At 33.0% G+C, this 18,320-nt stretch carries 14 protein-coding genes, 1 tRNA gene and 5 pseudogenes; 9 read left to right on the forward strand and 11 right to left on the reverse strand.

The genetic code is table 11. The annotated features are described in order from the left end of the window. Positions 1 to 317: pseudogene (locus tag AP75_RS14345) on the forward strand (hypothetical protein); the annotation flags it as partial. On the opposite strand, the gene AP75_RS12760 reads toward AP75_RS14345, so the two are convergent. Together AP75_RS12760 and AP75_RS12765 are read right to left on the reverse strand one after the other, a co-directional pair. Beyond that, positions 306 to 1,172, reverse strand: a complete 867-nt coding sequence (locus AP75_RS12760) for a Mu transposase domain-containing protein (protein WP_051872556.1) — start codon at positions 1,170 to 1,172, stop codon at positions 306 to 308. The pseudogene AP75_RS14345 and the gene AP75_RS12760 overlap by 12 nt on opposite strands. Before the next feature lie 21 nt (positions 1,173 to 1,193). Further along, positions 1,194 to 1,682, reverse strand: coding sequence for a transposase (locus AP75_RS12765; protein WP_051872555.1), 489 nt, complete (start codon positions 1,680 to 1,682; stop codon positions 1,194 to 1,196). A gap of 65 nt (positions 1,683 to 1,747) precedes the next feature. Between AP75_RS12765 and AP75_RS14350 the strand changes: the two genes are divergently transcribed. After that, a complete protein-coding gene (locus tag AP75_RS14350) occupies positions 1,748 to 1,888 on the forward strand; it encodes a hypothetical protein (RefSeq protein ID WP_158212085.1) in 141 nt (46 codons plus the stop codon). A gap of 73 nt (positions 1,889 to 1,961) precedes the next feature. Here AP75_RS14350 and AP75_RS12770 read toward each other — a convergent pair whose 3' ends face one another. From AP75_RS12770 to AP75_RS12785, 4 genes are all read right to left on the reverse strand, one after another. Next, the gene (locus AP75_RS12770) at positions 1,962 to 4,925 is read right to left on the reverse strand and encodes a type I restriction enzyme HsdR N-terminal domain-containing protein (RefSeq protein WP_088264910.1); all 2,964 of its coding nucleotides are present in this window, start codon (positions 4,923 to 4,925) and stop codon (positions 1,962 to 1,964) included. A gap of 295 nt (positions 4,926 to 5,220) precedes the next feature. Then, positions 5,221 to 5,550 carry a TfoX/Sxy family protein gene (locus tag AP75_RS12775; RefSeq protein WP_031501735.1) on the reverse strand — a complete coding sequence of 110 codons (330 nt, stop codon included), beginning with the start codon at positions 5,548 to 5,550 and terminating at the stop codon, positions 5,221 to 5,223. After that, entirely contained in the window at positions 5,550 to 5,912 is a 363-nt protein-coding gene (locus tag AP75_RS12780) for a VOC family protein (RefSeq protein ID WP_088264911.1), read from the reverse strand. The genes AP75_RS12775 and AP75_RS12780 overlap by 1 nt, the downstream gene beginning before the upstream one ends. 298 nt (positions 5,913 to 6,210) lie before the next feature. Beyond that, the gene (locus AP75_RS12785) at positions 6,211 to 6,672 is read right to left on the reverse strand and encodes a hypothetical protein (protein WP_143755888.1); all 462 of its coding nucleotides are present in this window, start codon (positions 6,670 to 6,672) and stop codon (positions 6,211 to 6,213) included. A gap of 169 nt (positions 6,673 to 6,841) precedes the next feature. On the opposite strand from AP75_RS12785, the gene AP75_RS12790 reads away from it, so the two are divergent. Next, positions 6,842 to 7,813, forward strand: a complete 972-nt coding sequence (locus AP75_RS12790) for an IS3 family transposase (RefSeq protein WP_158212086.1) — start codon at positions 6,842 to 6,844, stop codon at positions 7,811 to 7,813. 293 nt (positions 7,814 to 8,106) lie between these two features. Here the strand turns inward: AP75_RS12790 and AP75_RS12795 are convergent, their stop codons facing one another. After that, the gene (locus AP75_RS12795) at positions 8,107 to 8,838 is read right to left on the reverse strand and encodes a sulfite exporter TauE/SafE family protein (RefSeq protein WP_242589837.1); all 732 of its coding nucleotides are present in this window, start codon (positions 8,836 to 8,838) and stop codon (positions 8,107 to 8,109) included. Positions 8,839 to 9,092: 254 nt separating this feature from the next. On the opposite strand from AP75_RS12795, the pseudogene AP75_RS12800 reads away from it, so the two are divergent. After that, positions 9,093 to 9,896, forward strand: a pseudogene (locus AP75_RS12800) (transposase); the annotation flags it as partial. A 179-nt stretch (positions 9,897 to 10,075) separates the two neighbouring features. Here AP75_RS12800 and AP75_RS14900 read toward each other — a convergent pair. Further along, a pseudogene (locus AP75_RS14900) lies at positions 10,076 to 10,315 on the reverse strand (protein NO VEIN domain-containing protein); the annotation flags it as partial. 36 nt (positions 10,316 to 10,351) lie between these two features. Here AP75_RS14900 and AP75_RS12810 point away from each other — a divergent pair. From AP75_RS12810 to AP75_RS12825, 3 genes and pseudogenes are all read left to right on the forward strand, one after another. Then, positions 10,352 to 10,564, forward strand: a pseudogene (locus tag AP75_RS12810) (hypothetical protein); the annotation flags it as partial. Positions 10,565 to 11,127: 563 nt separating this feature from the next. Continuing rightward, positions 11,128 to 11,201, forward strand: a tRNA-Asp gene (locus tag AP75_RS12820). Between the two features lie 375 nt (positions 11,202 to 11,576). Next, complete coding sequence (locus tag AP75_RS12825) at positions 11,577 to 12,815, forward strand: site-specific integrase (protein ID WP_088264915.1); 1,239 nt, start codon at positions 11,577 to 11,579, stop codon at positions 12,813 to 12,815. Positions 12,816 to 13,045: 230 nt separating this feature from the next. Here the strand turns inward: AP75_RS12825 and AP75_RS12830 are convergent, their stop codons facing one another. The 3 genes from AP75_RS12830 to AP75_RS12840 are packed head-to-tail and all read right to left on the reverse strand — an operon-like array spanning position 13,046 to position 17,006. Next, positions 13,046 to 14,596, reverse strand: a complete 1,551-nt coding sequence (locus tag AP75_RS12830; RefSeq protein ID WP_088264916.1) for an endonuclease NucS domain-containing protein — start codon at positions 14,594 to 14,596, stop codon at positions 13,046 to 13,048. A gap of 39 nt (positions 14,597 to 14,635) precedes the next feature. After that, on the reverse strand, positions 14,636 to 16,408 hold the full coding sequence (locus tag AP75_RS12835; RefSeq protein WP_143755892.1) for a hypothetical protein: 1,773 nt from the start codon (positions 16,406 to 16,408) through the stop codon (positions 14,636 to 14,638). Further along, on the reverse strand, positions 16,377 to 17,006 hold the full coding sequence (locus tag AP75_RS12840; protein ID WP_051872747.1) for a hypothetical protein: 630 nt from the start codon (positions 17,004 to 17,006) through the stop codon (positions 16,377 to 16,379). The genes AP75_RS12835 and AP75_RS12840 overlap by 32 nt, the downstream gene beginning before the upstream one ends. Before the next feature lie 111 nt (positions 17,007 to 17,117). Here AP75_RS12840 and AP75_RS12845 point away from each other — a divergent pair, with 111 nt between their 5' ends. Both AP75_RS12845 and AP75_RS12850 read left to right on the forward strand, forming a co-directional pair. Beyond that, positions 17,118 to 17,876, forward strand: a complete 759-nt coding sequence (locus AP75_RS12845) for a response regulator transcription factor (protein WP_088264918.1) — start codon at positions 17,118 to 17,120, stop codon at positions 17,874 to 17,876. A gap of 234 nt (positions 17,877 to 18,110) precedes the next feature. Beyond that, a pseudogene (locus tag AP75_RS12850) lies at positions 18,111 to 18,320 on the forward strand (IS5/IS1182 family transposase); the annotation flags it as partial.

The following is an 18,320-nucleotide window of genomic DNA, read 5'->3' on the forward strand; positions in this document are numbered from 1 at the left end:
TGAAAATCTCCATTCCAGGTCCACCGAGAAAAAAAGACACCCTCTACCAGAAACAAACAAAGCGCAAAAAATTCAGAACCAGAGCTGCCATAGAGCCTATCATCGGACATTTAAAAACTGATTTCAGGCTGGCTAAAAATTACTTTATGGGAGAAACGGGGCCTCAAATCAATGCCTTCCTAGCAGCAACTGCCTGGAATATGAAGAAAATGATGGAGATTCTTAAAGCCAATCTTCGTTGGCTATATTTTTCTTTGCAGAATTTCCTCTTTGCTGCATATTTTTTCACAATAAAAAGAAAATATTTATATTGTTAAGGAACGACTAAATATTCCCATGCAGCTCTTGTACGCCTGTTCCGGATGGTTTCTGCTCTCGATGATTTGTAAAATATAATCGCCCACTGCCGGGTCGATCTTGCCTGCCCAGTCCAAAAACCGTGGAGCGCTCCATTCCGACACGAAGCGGTGCGTGCTGGCAAGATGGTCGCGTTCGGTAGTATACACGAAGGGTTTGTAGCTGCGTTTGTGAAGGGCTATTCTGTTGTATTTGTGGTAAATTTCCACAGTGCCCGAGGTGTACAGTATCTTGACTTTCTTGCGGATGTAAGGGTATGGTACGCTGTAGTAGGTCTTGTCCTGCCCCAGAAGCACATGCCCGTTTTTCATGACGGTGGCAAGGCACTGGCGTTTAATCTCGAAGCGTGTAGAAGGCAGCGGCCGAAGCACGGGCTTTTCGTCTTCCAGAAAAACATCCTTCCGGGAGTAAGGGCGATTGGTCAGTTTCCGTTCATTATGGAGGGCCAAAAGCCGCCATATCTCCGTGTTGAGTTCCCCAAGACTGTAGAACTTACGGTCTTTGAGATAGGCATAAATCCTGCGGTAAAGGATCTTTACTGCACCCTCTACCAGAGCTTTATCCCTGGGTCTGTATGCTCTTGCAGGAAGGATGGCCGTGTCGTAATGTTCTGCCAAGTCTGCTAAGGTTTCGTTGATGGTGGGTTCGTAGCGGCTGCTCTTTACTACGGCTGATTTAAGGTTGTCAGAAACAATAGCTGCCGGAACACCTTCAAAATGAATCATCGCGTTTTCTACCGAACGAACAAAATCCTCCTTCTTCTGGCTCGGTGAGGCTTCGGCATAGGTGTACTGGCTTGCGCCCAGAATGGCCACGAAGAACTGTACCTCTCGGGATTAGCCTGTGGTGCGGTCGTACACCAAGAGGGTTTGTCCGGCATAGTCCACATACATCTTGTCGCCGCTTTTGTGTTGCATACGCATCACAGGGTTCACCTGTTTGCTCCAAATCCGGTAATAGTGCCGGAACTGGGTCTCCTGAAAACCGTCTTTATGCTCAGAGATATACTCCTCCCACATCATGTGCACAGTGACACCAACCTTCTTCAGTTCTCTTTCCATTCCCGGAAAATATTCGTGCAGAATCCGAACTTTAGGACTTACAGGCTCGTTTTTCCCCTGCGAAAATAGAAGTTCGAGTTCCGAATCGCTCTTTTCAGCGATATCTTCGGGTCCCATACCCAGCTCTTTTAATACGGAAATGTACTTTTTGACGGTGTTGCGGGACAGGGAGAGATAGTTGCTGATAAACAGCTTGCTCTTGCCCGAATGGTGCATGTTGATTGCTTTTCTGATCTTGTTCATGTCTGTTAAGTGGTTTGCCATTATCCGCTGCTTTTTTAAAGCGAATTTATGGGCTTAACATCACGAAAAAATACAAGCCAAAATGAATGAAAAAGAAAAGAAAATCAGGTGGTCAATTTAAACCGAATCTCGGTGGTCAATTTGCTCCGAAATTAGGTGGTCAATTTGACCGTTTTTTCCATCTTTGTTACGAGCCAAATATTTTAATCGTTCACTTAATGAGTTAAGTTTTTCTTCGGCTGTATGTGGAAAAAAGAATTGCATACTTATTTTATTTATTTTGAAAAGTAACTCTAAAAATTAGTCTTCATTTTCTTTAAAAAGCTTTTCCATATCACTTTTAAGTAGCGTATAAATCCAATTTCTAATCACACAAAATTTATCAACTTCTCTAGTATTTATTCTATCAATTGTTTGAATTCTATCGTGGTGGTAATCAACATAAAGAATATCATCAAGTGAAAAAGGTCTCAAAATAGACACTCCGTCTTCATCAAAAGCTTGATCTAAAGATTTATTATCATAATAAAATTTTATATTTCCAGACCGAGAAGGACGATACCCAAATCGACCCCATTTAAGAACATCCATATCTTTCATATAAAAAAAGTATTCGTGGGGACAATTTGTATAAAATGAGAATTCATTTTTTATGGTTGGAAAATTATCTTCTACAAACTTCTGATAACAAGATTCTAAATATTTGAAAAAAGTTTCTATATATAATTTTGCTTGTGTTGGACTGTATTGAAAAACTCTTACTTGATTTAGATTTTGTCTTCTATCCTGCTCATAAAATTCTTTTGCTTCAACTATAGAAAAATCAGGATATGGTAAATGATGACTTTCAATTTTATTAAACCCTCTCTCCAATAACACATTGACCATTTTAAACAATTCTTCAAAAGGTGGAAAATCCCCAATAGTAGTTAATTTGGGAATTTCAAGGTTCAATTTTAAAGCTTTTTTAATTTTTTCTTCCACAAAATGTGGAGGTAACGCTTCTCTATTTTTATAATGATAAGATGCTCTAAATTTGTATATTCTATCTCGCAAATCCTTTAAATCAATTGGATAAATTAATTCAAATCTTGGGAGATAATAATCATTTAATTTTAAGTCATAGCCTAATTTTTTATGATAGTAATAAAGGATCAACGAGACTTGTTCCAGGAGTAATATATCAGAATTGTATGTCGTAAGTTTGCCCTTTTGGATTATTTCTTTTAGCTGTTTAAATAGATTTTGTTTTACAATTTTAGTTTGATTAGCAATTAAAAAAGAACGATTGCTACCATGAACCGATTGTACACCGAATTTCGAAAAATAATTCCAATCTACGTCAAAGAATACGCCTTTCATATCTTCAAATTGAAGCAAACTTTTTGAATTAGTATCTGATTTTACATGAAATAATGCATAACCATCATCATTTAAAAGGTCTTTTGGGAGTATTATTCCAATTTCTCCCTCAGTTCTTGGATCGAATAATTTTTTGAAATTTTTGAAATTCTCATCTAAATACGAATTATAATTTTTTACATATTGAAGAGCTTTATCTTCTTTAAACCTCGCCAATGTAAACCTATGTGATTGACTGGCATTTTCAATATAAAAATCGATGGCACTCTGTCCAATATAATTTTGATAAAATTTCTCAAGTATATTATAGAATTCAGTATCATTTAGTTTGTCTAAAGTGCAACTATGAAAACATATTATGTAATCTCGAATTTTGGAATAGTAAAAAGATATGTTATAAGAATCCTCTTTGTTAGATTTAATAAGGATATTTCTAGCAAATAACTCTTCAGGCAGATTCTCTTTAATTGAAAAATTTAATTTTCTAAGCAAATTACTCGCATCCAATCCCTCATCTTCAAAAGCTTCTAATGATGTATAATCATAATTCAATAATATTTTTCCGATTTCTGATATAATCCTAAACCCTTTTTCTACACCTAAACTTAGTTCCGTTTTTTCAAGTGATTGTCTGATGTATATTTTTATTAGCTCTTTATCATTAATCTTATCTGGTATTTGTTTATGGCTATAAACTTCACTAAATATCCTCAAGAAAAATCCATTTCGTAATTCTTTTAATAATTCTTTTGAAATATTGCCTTTAAAACCAAAAACCCTTTTATATATTGGAATAATACTTTCCATTTCTTCATCAGTAAAATCTTCTAATAGGAAACCTACTTTACCAAAAGGCTTATTAGTTATTTCTGGAAATTTATTCAGTTCTTCATATAAATGTGATGGCGTTCCATTTATTTTTAAGATATTATCCCAAATATTTGATTTACAGCTAATACATAACTTTACGTTACTTAAATTCCTACAAGCAAGAGCAATCTCACTCAATTCGAGTGAAATATTTGGATTAATACTTTCATCTATCGCATCAATAAATAGCAGAACTTGTTTATTTACAAATCTTCCTAATTCATCAAGTTTCTTTAAAACTAAATCACTATCACTTTTACTGGAAAAAACACCATTCAAATCTTGCGCAATATGTTCTAATGGTGATTTATTAATTATTGAAGCATTGTAAAAAAAAACAAATTTATCTTCTAAGTTTTGAAGAGTTAATGAACAAATTACATTTGTTTTTCCAACACCAGCAGAACCTACTACACTGAAAATTTTTGCATCGGAATTAAGAAAATGATTAAAAGCAAAAAGTAAATCTTGTCTTTGACAATAAAGTTCTTTGACAAATTCAGAAGTGGGAGTATTGATAGCTCCTATAATTGGTCCCATTCTATCTTGAACCTGATTTTCACAAAATAACTTTAAATTTTCAGGTGAGAATGAAACAAATTTTTTATGTGCCTCATACCTTATTCTTAATTCTTCATCTGTTGAGAGAGTATAATCATTTTTCCAAAAAGATGATTGTTCTGAAATTTTTTGACCTGTTAATTCAACTTTCGATACTGAATCAAAAATTCTTGTTGTGTGCCCATTAGTAATTATGGTAAAGGGGGCTATATCATCCACAAGAGATCGTGCATATGATATACCCTGATCAATATCATTTTGAGTTATAGAAATTGAATCATTTTTTAATTCAATAATAAATAAATTTTTTCCATTTCCTTTACATAAAATATCTGACCTACCTTTGATTGTATGTTGAGATTTTCCAAGTCTTATTGTAAACGATTTTTCTAATGAGATTTCAGAAACATTGAAACCTAAATCATTTAAAAATGGCAACAGTAATTTTCCCCTAATTTCTTCTTCGTTCATTAATAAATTTTATATAAAGTGTTGTTATGTTTAAATAAACTGCTCAGATTCAAATATACTATGTTTAAGATAAGCTTGACCTTCTCTCGAAAAACAGTATCAATTAAAAGGAGAGATTTTTCGATTTTAAAATCTTATTTATATTAAACAGCCAACTTCCATTAGGATTTTCTGAAAACTCCAAAGTCATGAGACTTCGGAGAGTAGGAGGTTCTTGTTCAACAGCCTTTCATTTTCTTGTCTTGTAGGCAAAACGAAAGCTTAGTTATTAGCTGTAGCCCATTTGATTTCGAGTTTATTTCTTCTTTTGTTTTTTCGGTTTTGGTGCTGGAAATTCTTTGAGCGAAATTCTAATTAACTCACTTAGCCAATCTCCGTCTTCGATTTTGCCTTCTATCAAGAAACATGGTTTTGCACCTTTATATGGTGGTACTTCAACAACATTTTCTATAAATTGTCGTCCTGAGTTGGTAGGCTTTATGTATAATTTGTTGTCGCATATCAGTCCGAACAATTTTTCGTCAGCATAAAGTACATACTCGCCAAACATTTTTTTAGCGATTACTTCTCCTGCATTTTTGATTTGTTCTAAAACAAAGTCTACAAAATTTTGGTCGGAAGCCATTAAGTTAGTTGAAAGTGAGGATTGTAAATTAAACCAATAATGTTTCCAAAAGGGTCTTTTAGGGTGGCTGTCATTATTTCTCCACCGACATGGTATGGTTTTTCATTTTCAGTCGCTCCTAATGCAATTAGTCGGTCAAAATTTTCTTGAATATTTTCTACGCCCCAATAGGAAACCACGCTTTCAATTTTATTCAAAGTCGGATTTTCTTCGGGTTGAAGTCCCAATTCGTAACCTTTAATGTTGAACCCAACATAAAAAGGCTCATTGAAATACGGATTTGTTTCAAACGCTTTTGAATACCATTCAGTCGCTTTCTGAATGTCGTTAACCTTATAAATTGTTGTTCTAAGTCCTAACATATTTTTTCTTTACTTTTTTCTGTCGTTTTGTCGGGGGCGTGTCGTTTTTTGGGTTACCGCTAACTCTCAAATATACGCAACTTTTCAAATTCTACAACGACCTAAAAACATCCACTTATTTGTTTTTAAACATTTGAAATTAGCTAAAATAACTTGCAGCTATTACAATGCGCAATCATTTATAACTACAATTGTGTCAGCCACGCTTTAAAACAATAAATCCCAACTCTCGTCAGAATTTACTATCTATAATAGCCAGCCTTTCATTTCTTGTCTTGCAGACAAAACAAAAGTTTAGTTATTGGCGGTAGTTTTTTATTGTTTCAATCATTTCTTTAGGATAGACAAATGTTGAGAATTTAGAACCCTCATAAGAATCTAGATATTTTAATATGAAATCATAAAAAACACAACATTGAGTTGATTCGTTTACATTAAGATGAGAATAATTTTCCTTTTGAAAATTCTCTAAATATTCTACACTTTTATCTAATGACAATTTTTCTATTATTATAAATTCATCATTTAAATCTTTAATATTTTTGTAATAATTTCCAATTATTTGTCTAACACTAATTTCTTCCGGCTGAAAATCAAAATCTTCATTTATTTTTTGTCCCCACTCTTTGTAATTTTTTTTTAGTTCTGATTTTAAGAATAAGGGGTTTAAATTTATTGTTCGTTTAAGCAAGTCTTTGTTATCAACTGAAAACGTAATACTGTTTATCGGAAGTCCACAATGTTGTGCGTAATTTCTCAATTTATAAATGAATCTATATTCGAAGAAATTGTCAAATAAACTGCTTGTATAGCTTTTAAAGCTATTAAATTGAGTAGAATTATTTCCGTATTTATTTTTTAAGTATTTTTCTGAGTGGTCTAAATAAGTTCTTGCTGAAGAAAGATAATTGAATAAAAATCGGTTCGCGTTGCGCGAAACATATTTTAGTTCAGGCAAATTATTATCAAGCAAATTGAAGTTTTCTCTTTTTAAAAAAGAATTTACAACACTTTCAAAATATTTATTGAATGGCGGACCAGCAGATTTCCATCGATATTTTAAAGGAGGTCAACTCAAAAAAGTGGTAACACCTTATCAGAAGGAGCGTTGTATTGCTTATATTCGGGAGAAAAGACCGGAGATAAGTTATGCTAAGGTGTGCCGCGTAATGGGACGCTCAAGAACCTCAAAATATTATAAAAAACGGATGCCCGAAAAAGATGAAAAACTTCGAGAAGCCATCACCTCGATATTGGGAACCAGCAGGCTGGGACGCAAGAAAGTCATCGTGAAGGTTTGTAAAAAGTACCCGGGGTACGGTTCTTCGCAAATCCGAAGGGTCTATCAGAAGTATGGTTTTTCGCTTTACAAAAGAATGAAAAGGAAACGCTTTGACAATCCTGCCAATCCCATCGCTGTACCTTTGGAGCGTAATGAGGAATGGGCAATGGATTTTATGAGTGACGCACTGGCGAGGGGATCCCGATTTCGAACGCTGAATATTGTTGATCAGTACAACAGAAAATGTCTGGGGATTGATGCGCGTACATCCATGCCGTCCAGAGCGGTCATCCATTTTTTGGAGCGCATGATTGAGAAGCACGGCAAGCCCAAGGGAATACGCACGGACAACGGCCCGGAGTTTACCTCGGGCCTTTTCCAGGATTGGCTGGATAAAAACAACATTGAATGGGTTAAAATCCAAAAAGGAAAGCCACAGCAGAATGCCATTATCGAGCGTTTCAACAAAACCTACAGAGAAGATGTGCTGGACGCCAACCTGTTTTTCTCCCTTCAGGATGTAAAAGACCTTACGGAACGCTGGATAGAAGACTACAATTATGAACGTCCGCACGAAGCACTGGACTTTAAAACCCCATCGGAATATGAGGCAGCATAAGGTTTTTTTAAGGCATGAACTTCTGAAATATAATTCAGAAAAAAGCACCGCAAAAAGCAGTGCCCTTGAAAACTATATTTCGTCGGTCAATCTATCCCTCTCAGGTTGCTCCTCAGCAGAGCCTGATTCCGTTTCGGTTGGCAGGTGCAAATTTCAATTGAAAAAACTATATTTACAAACTGTCAAAAAAGTAGACCACTTACCAATCTAACTTCCGTTTTTTGCCCGTTGGGCAAAACTATCTGAACGAAGAGAACAGACCGAAGGCTTAGTTGCTATGGACTGTTTTATTTTCATTTCAGTGTGTTCAAGACTAAAATCAAACCAATTCCGATTAAGCTCCAATAAACATATTTGAAAAATGAGTGATCGTTCAGTTTATGGTTTAAATATCTTCCTAAAAATATCGCGGGGATCGCTGTTGTCAATGAAAGCAGGAAATAATGATTAACTTCTGTGGTGATCAGTCCTTTTGCATAGTATCCAATGGCTCCAATTAAGCTCGCAGGTAAAAAGTACGCTTGTAAAGTCGCCCGAAAATGCTTTGCAGTCCAATTGCTTAAATTGCCATAAACAACTAATGGCGGTCCGTTCAGCCCATAAGCACCTCCGAATATACCTGACAAAAAGCCACAAATGAAGAGCCAAAATTTATTGTTTTGTTGTATTCCTGTTTTTGTTTTCTTGTTGAACAATGAATAGAGCGCATACAGTATAATTAAAAGTCCAAGAGCTATTTTTACAAATGTTTCGTTGCAGTAGATAAGGATTAATAAACCCAATGGTATGCCAGGTAATGCATATAATACCAACCATTTTGCACTTTGAAAATGAATTTTTGAATGATCTTGAATGACGATAACCAATGCGATAACAATCGACAGCATTACCGATAATGGAACGGCTACTTCTAGAGGCAGGAAAAGTAAAAATAAGGGTACTGCAATAAGAGATTCTCCAAAACCGAAAGTTGACCTCATAAGAGAAGCGAAGAAGCTGATGAGAAGGATGAGTATTATCGTCAATTTATATTTGTTTTCTGTTGGTCAATTTATAAACGGTTGTTAAAAATAGTCCCTCTAAAGGTTTTCGGCTTGGAGATGTTACGGCAATCGAAGCACAAAAGTTCAATCGAATAACTAACGTTGAATTTTACACTTCAGGGTAGCGTCCCACTAACTGTGTAAGTTGAAAAGTTATTCTGAAAAATTTCGGGCCCTTACAAGCCCGGAAATTTTCCGGAAATAACTTTTTACTATTTTTAAACCTTTATACAGTTATGATCGACAAAGAAGAATTATTAAGCAACAAAGAATTTTACAAATCTTTTAAAAGTGGAGAAGACTTGACGTCTTTCTTCAAACAATTGCATAAAAGTGCCGTAGAGCACATGCTGAACGCTGAACTCGATGCCCATCTGGACAACGAAAAGCATGAAAAGACCAAAGACGGAAATTACCGTAACGGTCACGGAACAAAAAAAATAAAATCCTCTTTTGGAGAATCTGAAATCAAGGTTCCCAGAGACCGGAATGGGGATTTTGAACCTGCTTTAGTTCCTAAAAGACAGTTAGAAATCCGAAATATTAATGTTAAATATTCAGAAAATTATATATTAAAAAATCTATCTATTTCAGTGGATAAGATTAATAACAATGTTCTTGGAGTGGTGGGAAAGAACGGAGCAGGAAAAACAACGTTATTTAACACGTTATTTGGTGCATTAAATTTTTCCGGGGAAATATTATGGGAAGGGAAAAAGTTGAATAGAGAAGATATTGCTTATTTAGAAACAACTAATTATTTCTATCCTTATATTACAGGTAAAGAATATTTAAACTATTTTTCTGCTGATATTTCTGCTGCCGAAAATTATAATTCCCTCTTTAATCTTCCCCTTGATGAATTCGTCGATACTTATTCAACCGGAATGAAGAAAAAACTAGCTTTAATTGGAGTTCTTTTATTGGATAAGCCTGTAAATATTTTAGATGAACCTTTTAATGGGATCGACTTTGAAGGTGTTCATGTTCTGTATGATGTCATAAAGGATATGAAATCTAAAAACAAAATCATCATCATCAATTCTCATATTATTGAAACATTATTTCATACATGCGACAATATTGCATTTTTGCAGGATGGCATGATTGAAAAAATAATTGATGAAAATGAATTTAATCAACTCAATAAATTTAATTTTATTCCCTGAATTTATACTAAGTAATTTGGTTTTTAGAATTCATAGAGTAGCTGAAATACTTATGATTTTGGGAGTTTATAATATACTTCAAAATCAAGTGGTCTAATGGAAGCACTATTCCTTAATGTATTAAACTCGGATACCCTTGCTTCATTTAAAAAGAAGTCTTCAACAAAACAAATATCATGACCATTCACAAGTGCTAAATGATAGTTCTCCTTATTTTCAATTCCTACAGAAACTTCATTGTTGCTAATAATAAAGCTATTGCCTGTACTGGATTTAACTTCTAAATATTTCCATTGAGTATCTGTGTGAACTCCGCCAAAAGTTTCTCAAGATTTTACATTTATCCAACCGACTCTATTTTACCTTATTCTATTTATAAGCACGCTGAAATCGACTATGGAGGAAGGCTAGGGCGTATCGATTCCTATAATAAGGAGAAAGATGTTTTTGTCACGCTTCAACTATTACCAAGAAAAAACTGGGACGAGGAAGCCAAAGAAATTTTTGAGTTTAATGAGTTTGTGAAAAAGAAAAAGTAATGATTACAAATCCAACTCTTTATACGATTGCAGAAATTGCTGAAATTTCAGCAATTTCTGTCTTAGATTATTTCCTTCATCATATTTGAAAAAATACAATGAACAGCAATTGGTTGAAGAATTGAGTAAAATAGGAGAAAAAATTTCAAAAGATAATAATATTCCTTTTTCTGCTTTTGAAGAAATTTTTAAGGATTCTAACAAGAGTGTACTGTATATTATAAGGTAGGATTTCTCAAAAATTTAAGAAAAGGACGATCGGTTATATCATGTGAAATTTCTGGTTATAACAAAATAGGAGAGCGAATTATAAAAAAAATGACTTGATTATCTGGTGGTTGCTTACTATACTTTAAAAAAATGATCTGAACATTTGCGAATAATTAAAAATGAGCTATATTTGCACCAGTAAAAACGACGCTCTCTAAATTGTTTATAAAAGTGACCTATTCGGTGACCTACTAAACAAGGAAACAGCATAAAGCTTATGGATAGCGCTTTTTCTAAAAAAGTACAAATCCCGTCCGGATCGCAAAGATTTACAATTTTATCTTCAAAAAATTGATCCGGTAGTTCAGCTGGTTAGAATGCCGCCCTGTCACGGCGGAGGTCGCGGGTTCGAGTCCCGTCCGGATCGCAACTATTAAATCAAAATAGTACAAAATGCTGTAAAACATAGGTTTTACGGCATTTTTCTTTTTATGCTGATATCAAAGAGCAACAAATTCGCACATAATTTTAGTGACCTATTCAGTGACCTATTTCGGTTTCAAAAATAGGTCACTGGAAAAAATCTAAACGAGCGATGGAAAATTGATTTTAAAATTATTTTTTCAGACCAAATTTTGGATTTTTTTCGAGTGTGTGCAGTGACCTTTTCAGTGACCTATGCCCAAATGAAAAAAGGGTCACTGAAATTCTCTGAAAGCCTTACTACGAACTTGTTTAGAAAGTGAACATCTTGTAGACGGTTTTCTGAAATTTTAAATTTAATGCTTAAAATATTAGTAAAATGACCCAGACTTTCAGCTTGCTTTTTTATGTGAAAAAATCCAAAGAAAATGCTAATGGAGAATGCCCTATTTACCTTCGAATTACTATTGATGGGCAAGCTACAGAAATCAGTGTCAAAAGAACCGTAAAACCTTCTCAGTGGAATTCGAAAGGGCAAAAGGTAAGTGGTCATACAGAAGCAGTTAAAATGTTAAACCATTATATTAAAACTTTTGAACAACAGGTACATAATGCTCATCATGAATTAATGAAAGATGGTGTAACAATTACAAGCGAAATTCTAAAAAACAAACTGACAGGGAAAAATAGTAAAAGTAGAATGTTAATATCTGTTTTTAAAGACCATAATAACCGAATGGAGGCGTTAGTTGGTAAAGAATATGCAAAAGGAACTTTAACGCGCTATAGAACCTGTTTAAGCCATACAGAAGAGTTTCTGAAATGGAAGTTTAATGTTTCGGATATTGAGATTACGGAAATCGACCACCCGTTTATTTCTGATTTTGAATTTTTTCTGCGCACCGAAAAATCCTGCGCCAATAACTCTGCGGTAAAATACATTAAGAATTTTGGTAAGATAATCCGGATTTGTTTGGCGAATAAGTGGCTGACTTACGACCCGTTTCTTTGCTATGATTCTAAATTTATTGAGGTGAAACGAGATTTTCTGGATGAGCAGGAACTTTTCAATCTGGCGAATAAAGAATTTGAAATCGAAAGAATCGCGCAAGTTCGCGACATTTTCCTCTTCAGTTGCTATACTGGTCTGGCCTATATCGCTACTAAGAACTTAAAACGTTCGAATATTGGTGTGGGAATCGATGGTAATAAATGGATATTTACCTCCCGACAGAAAACTAAAGCACAATCAAATATTCCCTTACTTCTGCAGGCTGAAGAAATCATTGAAAAATACAAAGCACATCCGCATTGTGGTGTTTCGGGAAGTCTGTTACCTGTTTTGAGTAATCAGAAAATGAATTCTTACTTAAAAGAAATCGCAGATTTATGCCAAATCAAAAAGGAACTTACTTATCATATTGCACGCCATACTTTTGCAACAACTGTTACTTTATCCAACGGGGTTTCCATTGAAAGTGTTAGTAAAATGCTAGGTCACAAAAGTATTAAGACGACACAGCATTATGCGAAAATACTTGATAAAAAAGTCAGTGAGGATATGATGGAATTAAAACAAAAATTTATTGACAAAAAGAAAATTGCAATAAGTTCTTAGGTAATTAGATGTTGCTGAAAGGATTGTTGCTGATAGAAATTATTCCAAAAAAAACTAAGAATATAACCAAGTAATGTTAATTTTTCAGCTGATTAATACATTTAAACATTATTATAATTGTTATAAACGGGAGTGTTACTTAATCTTTCTTATGTGGTACTTCCAATTGTGTTTTCCTAAATAATTTTACTGCCAAAAATGATAAAATTTTTTATTATCGGAAATATTTTTTAAAATTCCTTATAAACGTAACCTAGATTTTTTATCATTGTCGAAATTTCATATTGATTTGAAATGACATATTGTTCAATGGAAGGATATCGCTTGTTAACATATTCAGTAGTATTTTTTTTCAAAACAATAAATTTGTCCGAAATTTCAATGCTGTCAACAAATACAGTCTCTTTGATTGCATAGATCAGTCCCATTTTCTTTGCAATTATTTCATTCTCAGGAAAAATTTGGAAATCAAAAATTTCATTACTAATCTCGTCAATGTTATCTGAACTGAACATTGTCATCTTTGGTTTTATTCCAGAAGAGTATATATCACCACAGTAAAATTCGGTTCTTTTAATATCAGGATAATCGATAATAAGCAAAAATTTAGGAAGATACTCAGGATTACCTTTTGTAAGGGCAAAATATAATGCTGCGACTATAGAATCAGGATTATATATATCGATGATGATCTTATATTTTTCTTTGGAATTAATCATTTGAGAAAGAATGAAGTTTACGCATGATTGCCAATGAGGAGTATGATTTAAAGAGTATTGGCACTCGGAATAAATTTCTTGTATTCTTTTTTTCTGATTTGATTCTGAAAATCCTACAAATTTATTAGAACTATTACCATCATGGCCCTTAAGTTCTTTAAGTAGTAACTCCGTAGTGTATCTGGGGTCAGAATTAAATATGCCATGTTTTTTTATCGATTCAATTTCCCAATTCTGAACTCCTACAACACTGTCAAATTTTTCTCCTGAACTTGACTCAAAAGAATCAATATATTCGCGCATTTCGAGAGAAATGATAAATACCTGTTCCAAATCAAATAGATATGCACCTTCTGTTCCAAATTCGTCTTCTGTCATATCCAAATGTTTTTCTCCTTTCAAAAGAGATATAAAATTCAGCATTTCATTTTTAGAAAATCTTTGAAATGCAATGCTTAGCGCATAAGGATAAAACCCACGTTTATTGGGTGCATTTAGATCAACCGTTACATAATCTGGAAAATTTGCGTTTTGTAACTTTTTACTAAGTTCTTTGTTGGCCTTTATACGCTTGTCCTGATCGTGAAAAAGGTATATGATCTGTGAAGACATAAATTTTCTGGAGAAAGTTCTGGAAGATATTGGAGATATTTCTTCTTTGGCTACGGGGGTTTTAGATTCTTCATCAATAAAAATTTGGAGACCAGTTAATGAAAAATTTGACTTAAAGCAAAGATGTGAAAATGCACGTATCATCTGATCCCAATGAGTTGAAACGATTATAATTCTAATCTCACTATTACGTGCATTGTAATTATTTTGAATCAGTTCAGCATATTTGAATACTTCTGTAAATGCTTGTCGAGCTGCGGGATCGGATCTTTTAATTTCAATTATAACAAAATTATTATAGATGTCTTTGCATAAAATATCTATAAATCCATTACTGCCAATTGAGTCTGGAAGATAATGTTCTTTATCTATCACCTGAAGTCCCTTCTCAATGAACTCAGGATGATTTACCAACCAATCTCTGATATGATGTTCCACTTGTTTAGCCATCTATTATTTAGGTCTAGCATTGTAAATTTGATAGCATTGTTACATTGCTACTTTCTTTAATGTAGAGTTATATTTGCCGAATTCAATATCTGCAAAATCTCTTGATGCTTTTTCATGTACATCTACATCTTTAGTATGTAATATATGTGACATATACTGAAGTTTTCTTCTTACATTCTCTATAAGTTCAGACCATTTCATTACCCAGATTTCAACATTTTTATTTTCATTTCTAAAATAGAAATAAGGATTATCTTCTTTTTGGCGACTACCATTTAATCTATATTCGGCGTCTGAATTAATTCCAGAACTTATCAGTAAAATTTTAAAGTTAACATTTTTGCTGATTGAGTTAAGTTTATCAATTTCTGTTGCATACTTCATTACCTGCTCTAATTCTTTAGGGCTAATTTTGACTCTTGGTGCCTTCAATTCTACAACCAATACCTCTCTTTTCTTATGGTCTATTATTCTTTCATTGTATAAAAAAAGATCAGTAATTGATGAAAGAGACCGTTCAACTTTTTCTGCGTTATCATCCTTTTTAGATACTTTGTAAGTCATCGTGTCATCTCGTAACTGAAGAAGATTTTTTTCAAGATTTTTGTCAGACAGAAGTTTAGTAGTGTCATTATATTCTTCACCAAATATCCAGAGCATTTTCTCCAGAAATTTGTGCAGCTCTTTTCTTTCTTTTACATTCTTGGAAATTTCACTGTAAACTAATTTTTCTAAAAATTCTAGATCTTCAATTTTCCGTGCAACTTTATCTGAAAATTCAATGACGTTTTCTAAGTCGGTCCTTTGCAATAATTCTGAAAATTTCGTTATGGTTTTTGTGTTAAGATGAAGGATGTTCTTAAGTATATTTTCTAATTCCCCATTAGAGATTGTTCTATCAATAAGTGGATATATAATTTCTCTCAGCTTATTATTTTCATTTAGTAAATGATATTTATCTTCTACTAGATAGGCAAGTTTGTCAAAGACAACAATTTTAGATTGCGAGCTACTGGTTTTCTCTTTAAAAGGGTAATATTCATCGCTTTTCAATTTTTGTGAAAAATTGTCAAATTCCGCATTTATCGATTTATAAAATGAGGAGATATGATCTTTGATAAAAGGTCTGTAATTTTTCCAGTCCTCATCCATATCGTCCAAATCAACATTTCTGTAGAGGTCGGTTGGCAAAGTGTTTGACTCAATGTAGATATACCATCCACCCGTTTTCGGACTTAACCATGCTGCATCAAATTCAAAACTGTTAGCAATGGTCTGAATACCGGCATTATTTGTTGTGAGAAATACTTTTATTTTGTCAACTTTCTTGATCTTAATAAAATTAAAAACAATTTTATGTTCCACACCTTTAAGATCTACATAAGGGTAGATTTTTGTGACAGGATTGCCAATTATAAACTGTGAAGGCTCAATTTTGACACCATTAATATGAAATGTAATTTCCTTATTGAAGATTTTCAGAGGGTATTTTTCAAATATAGCATCCGCAATATTGTCCTTAAGGAATTTATCAATTATTTTCTTTTTGGGTTCTTTATCAGTTATCAAAAAAGTATAAAATTCAGAAATTTCAACTTTGTAATAAGTATTATACTTCTTACCGGACAGTGTTTCTTCTTTTGAATCTATATCAATTTCAGAGACATTTAAATTTTTACCGAACATATCGAAATGTAAGGGAATCTGAACTTTACTGTAATTATTCTTACTGCTGGAAAAACCTACTGTTTCAATCATAACACTTTTACCAAGTTGAAAACTAGCAAATCGTCCAATACCTGTGTAGCTCATCAGATTTGGACATTATCAAATGTTTATTTTTATCTAAAATTTTTTTTAAACCTTTATACGGTAGTAATACTGGTATCGTATCTGAACCTAAATAATAAATAGAATCAGAAATTACGTGAGCTTGAATACCTAAAAGCTTTACTACTTTTAGTAGTTTAGCATCACATTCTGCTAAAGCAAAAGAATTTTCGTATTTACAAACTTCATTAATTGCATAAGTCATTAAAGTTTTGAAAACAACGAAACCTGATCTATCAATTCCTTGTTTCACTGCAAATCTTCCAATATGATATATTGCATTATTTGAGTTACTCTCAATTGTTAATGGATTTATGTCGAATAATTTTTGCGTGGGCAATTGATCGACTAAATTCCATCGTAAGACTCTAATAGAACCTACCATAGAGCCATTATCATTTTTAGCTGCAAATATTTTAGAATTATTTAATTGTTTCTCCTCTGCGTAAACCAAGTTTACTTCATCTTGAAACTCCATTGATTCGCTCGGTGCGTGATGGTTATAATTTTCTTCAACTACAAATTTTGCCAGTTCATATAAGTATTTGTTATCCAAACTGTAATAATGTATTGCATCCATGTTTTTTATTTTTTGGTAAAATTATTCGACTACACTTAGGAATTTGCTACACTTTTGTGTAGATTTGTGTGAAAACATTAAATAAAAACACTTAAGGTAGTACGGATTATTATGGATGAATTACATAATTTTTTTTCGGAAAAAAATACTGTGGGAAATATTACAACTGACGACTTTGTACAAACAGGAAAATACTTAGACATTATACAGGCTTTAACAAGAATTACTTATAAAAGTATATATGTGATAGATTATCAAAAAAAATCATTTGAATATGTTTCAGATAATCCTCTTTTTTTATGTGGATTAAAGCCTGAACAAGTAGAGGCATTAGGTTATGGTTTTTACTTTAGAAGTGTAAAGCCAGATGATTTAAACTTATTATTTAAGATAAATGAAGTGGGATTTGATTTTTATGAGAAATTACCTCTTGAAGAAAGGAAATTATATACAATATCTTATGACTTTCATATTATCAATGAAAAAGGTAAAGCCATACTTATAAACCATAAGCTAACACCACTATTCCTTACGACGGAAGGAAAGATTTGGAAGGCAATGTGTATTGTTGCTTTATCAACCAAACATACTTCTGGAAACATAACTATAAACAAGCATGGCTCCGATTTTTTTTGGAAATTTAATTTGGAAAGTAATAAATGGAAATCAGAAGAAAAAGCAAAGCTATCAGAAAGAGAACTAGAGATTCTCAGATTGTATGCAAGAGGTTTAACCATTAATGAGATAGCTGAAAAAATGTTTCTTTCTGCCGATACGGTTAAATTTCATAGAAGAAAATTGTTTGAAAAAATAGATGTTCAAAATATAACTGAAGCATTATCTTTTGCGACTAATAATAAACTTATCTGAAAATGTTTTAACAATAAATAGGCTGCCACAAAAAATGACAGCCTAATTCTATTATTAGTTTGAAAGAGAATTAATATAAAATTCTGGAAATTCTTTAAATGTTTTTCCTGTTGTTATTTTAAATAGTCTCTCCTTAAACCACCTATAATTTACTGATTATTAGTATTTTGGGTTTAAAATAGCTTGTTTTTTATTGCAAGAATTTGTATCTTAGAGCTTTAAAACCTTGCAAATATGTTGGGGAAAAATCCAGAAAAGAAGCCAGAATTATTCCGCCCAATGTTGGTGGATTTTATTGACCACGAGCATGAACTTGTTCTACTTTCAGAAAAAATAGATTGGAATTATTTTGAGAAAGAATTTTCGCCCTTGTATTCCAAAGTGGGCAATCCGAGCCATCCGATTCGGTTTATGGTGGGTTGTTTGCTACTGAAACATTTGTAT

It is taken from the genome of Kaistella haifensis DSM 19056 (assembly GCF_000735695.2).
GTDB classification, from domain to species: Bacteria; Bacteroidota; Bacteroidia; order Flavobacteriales; family Weeksellaceae; genus Kaistella; species Kaistella haifensis.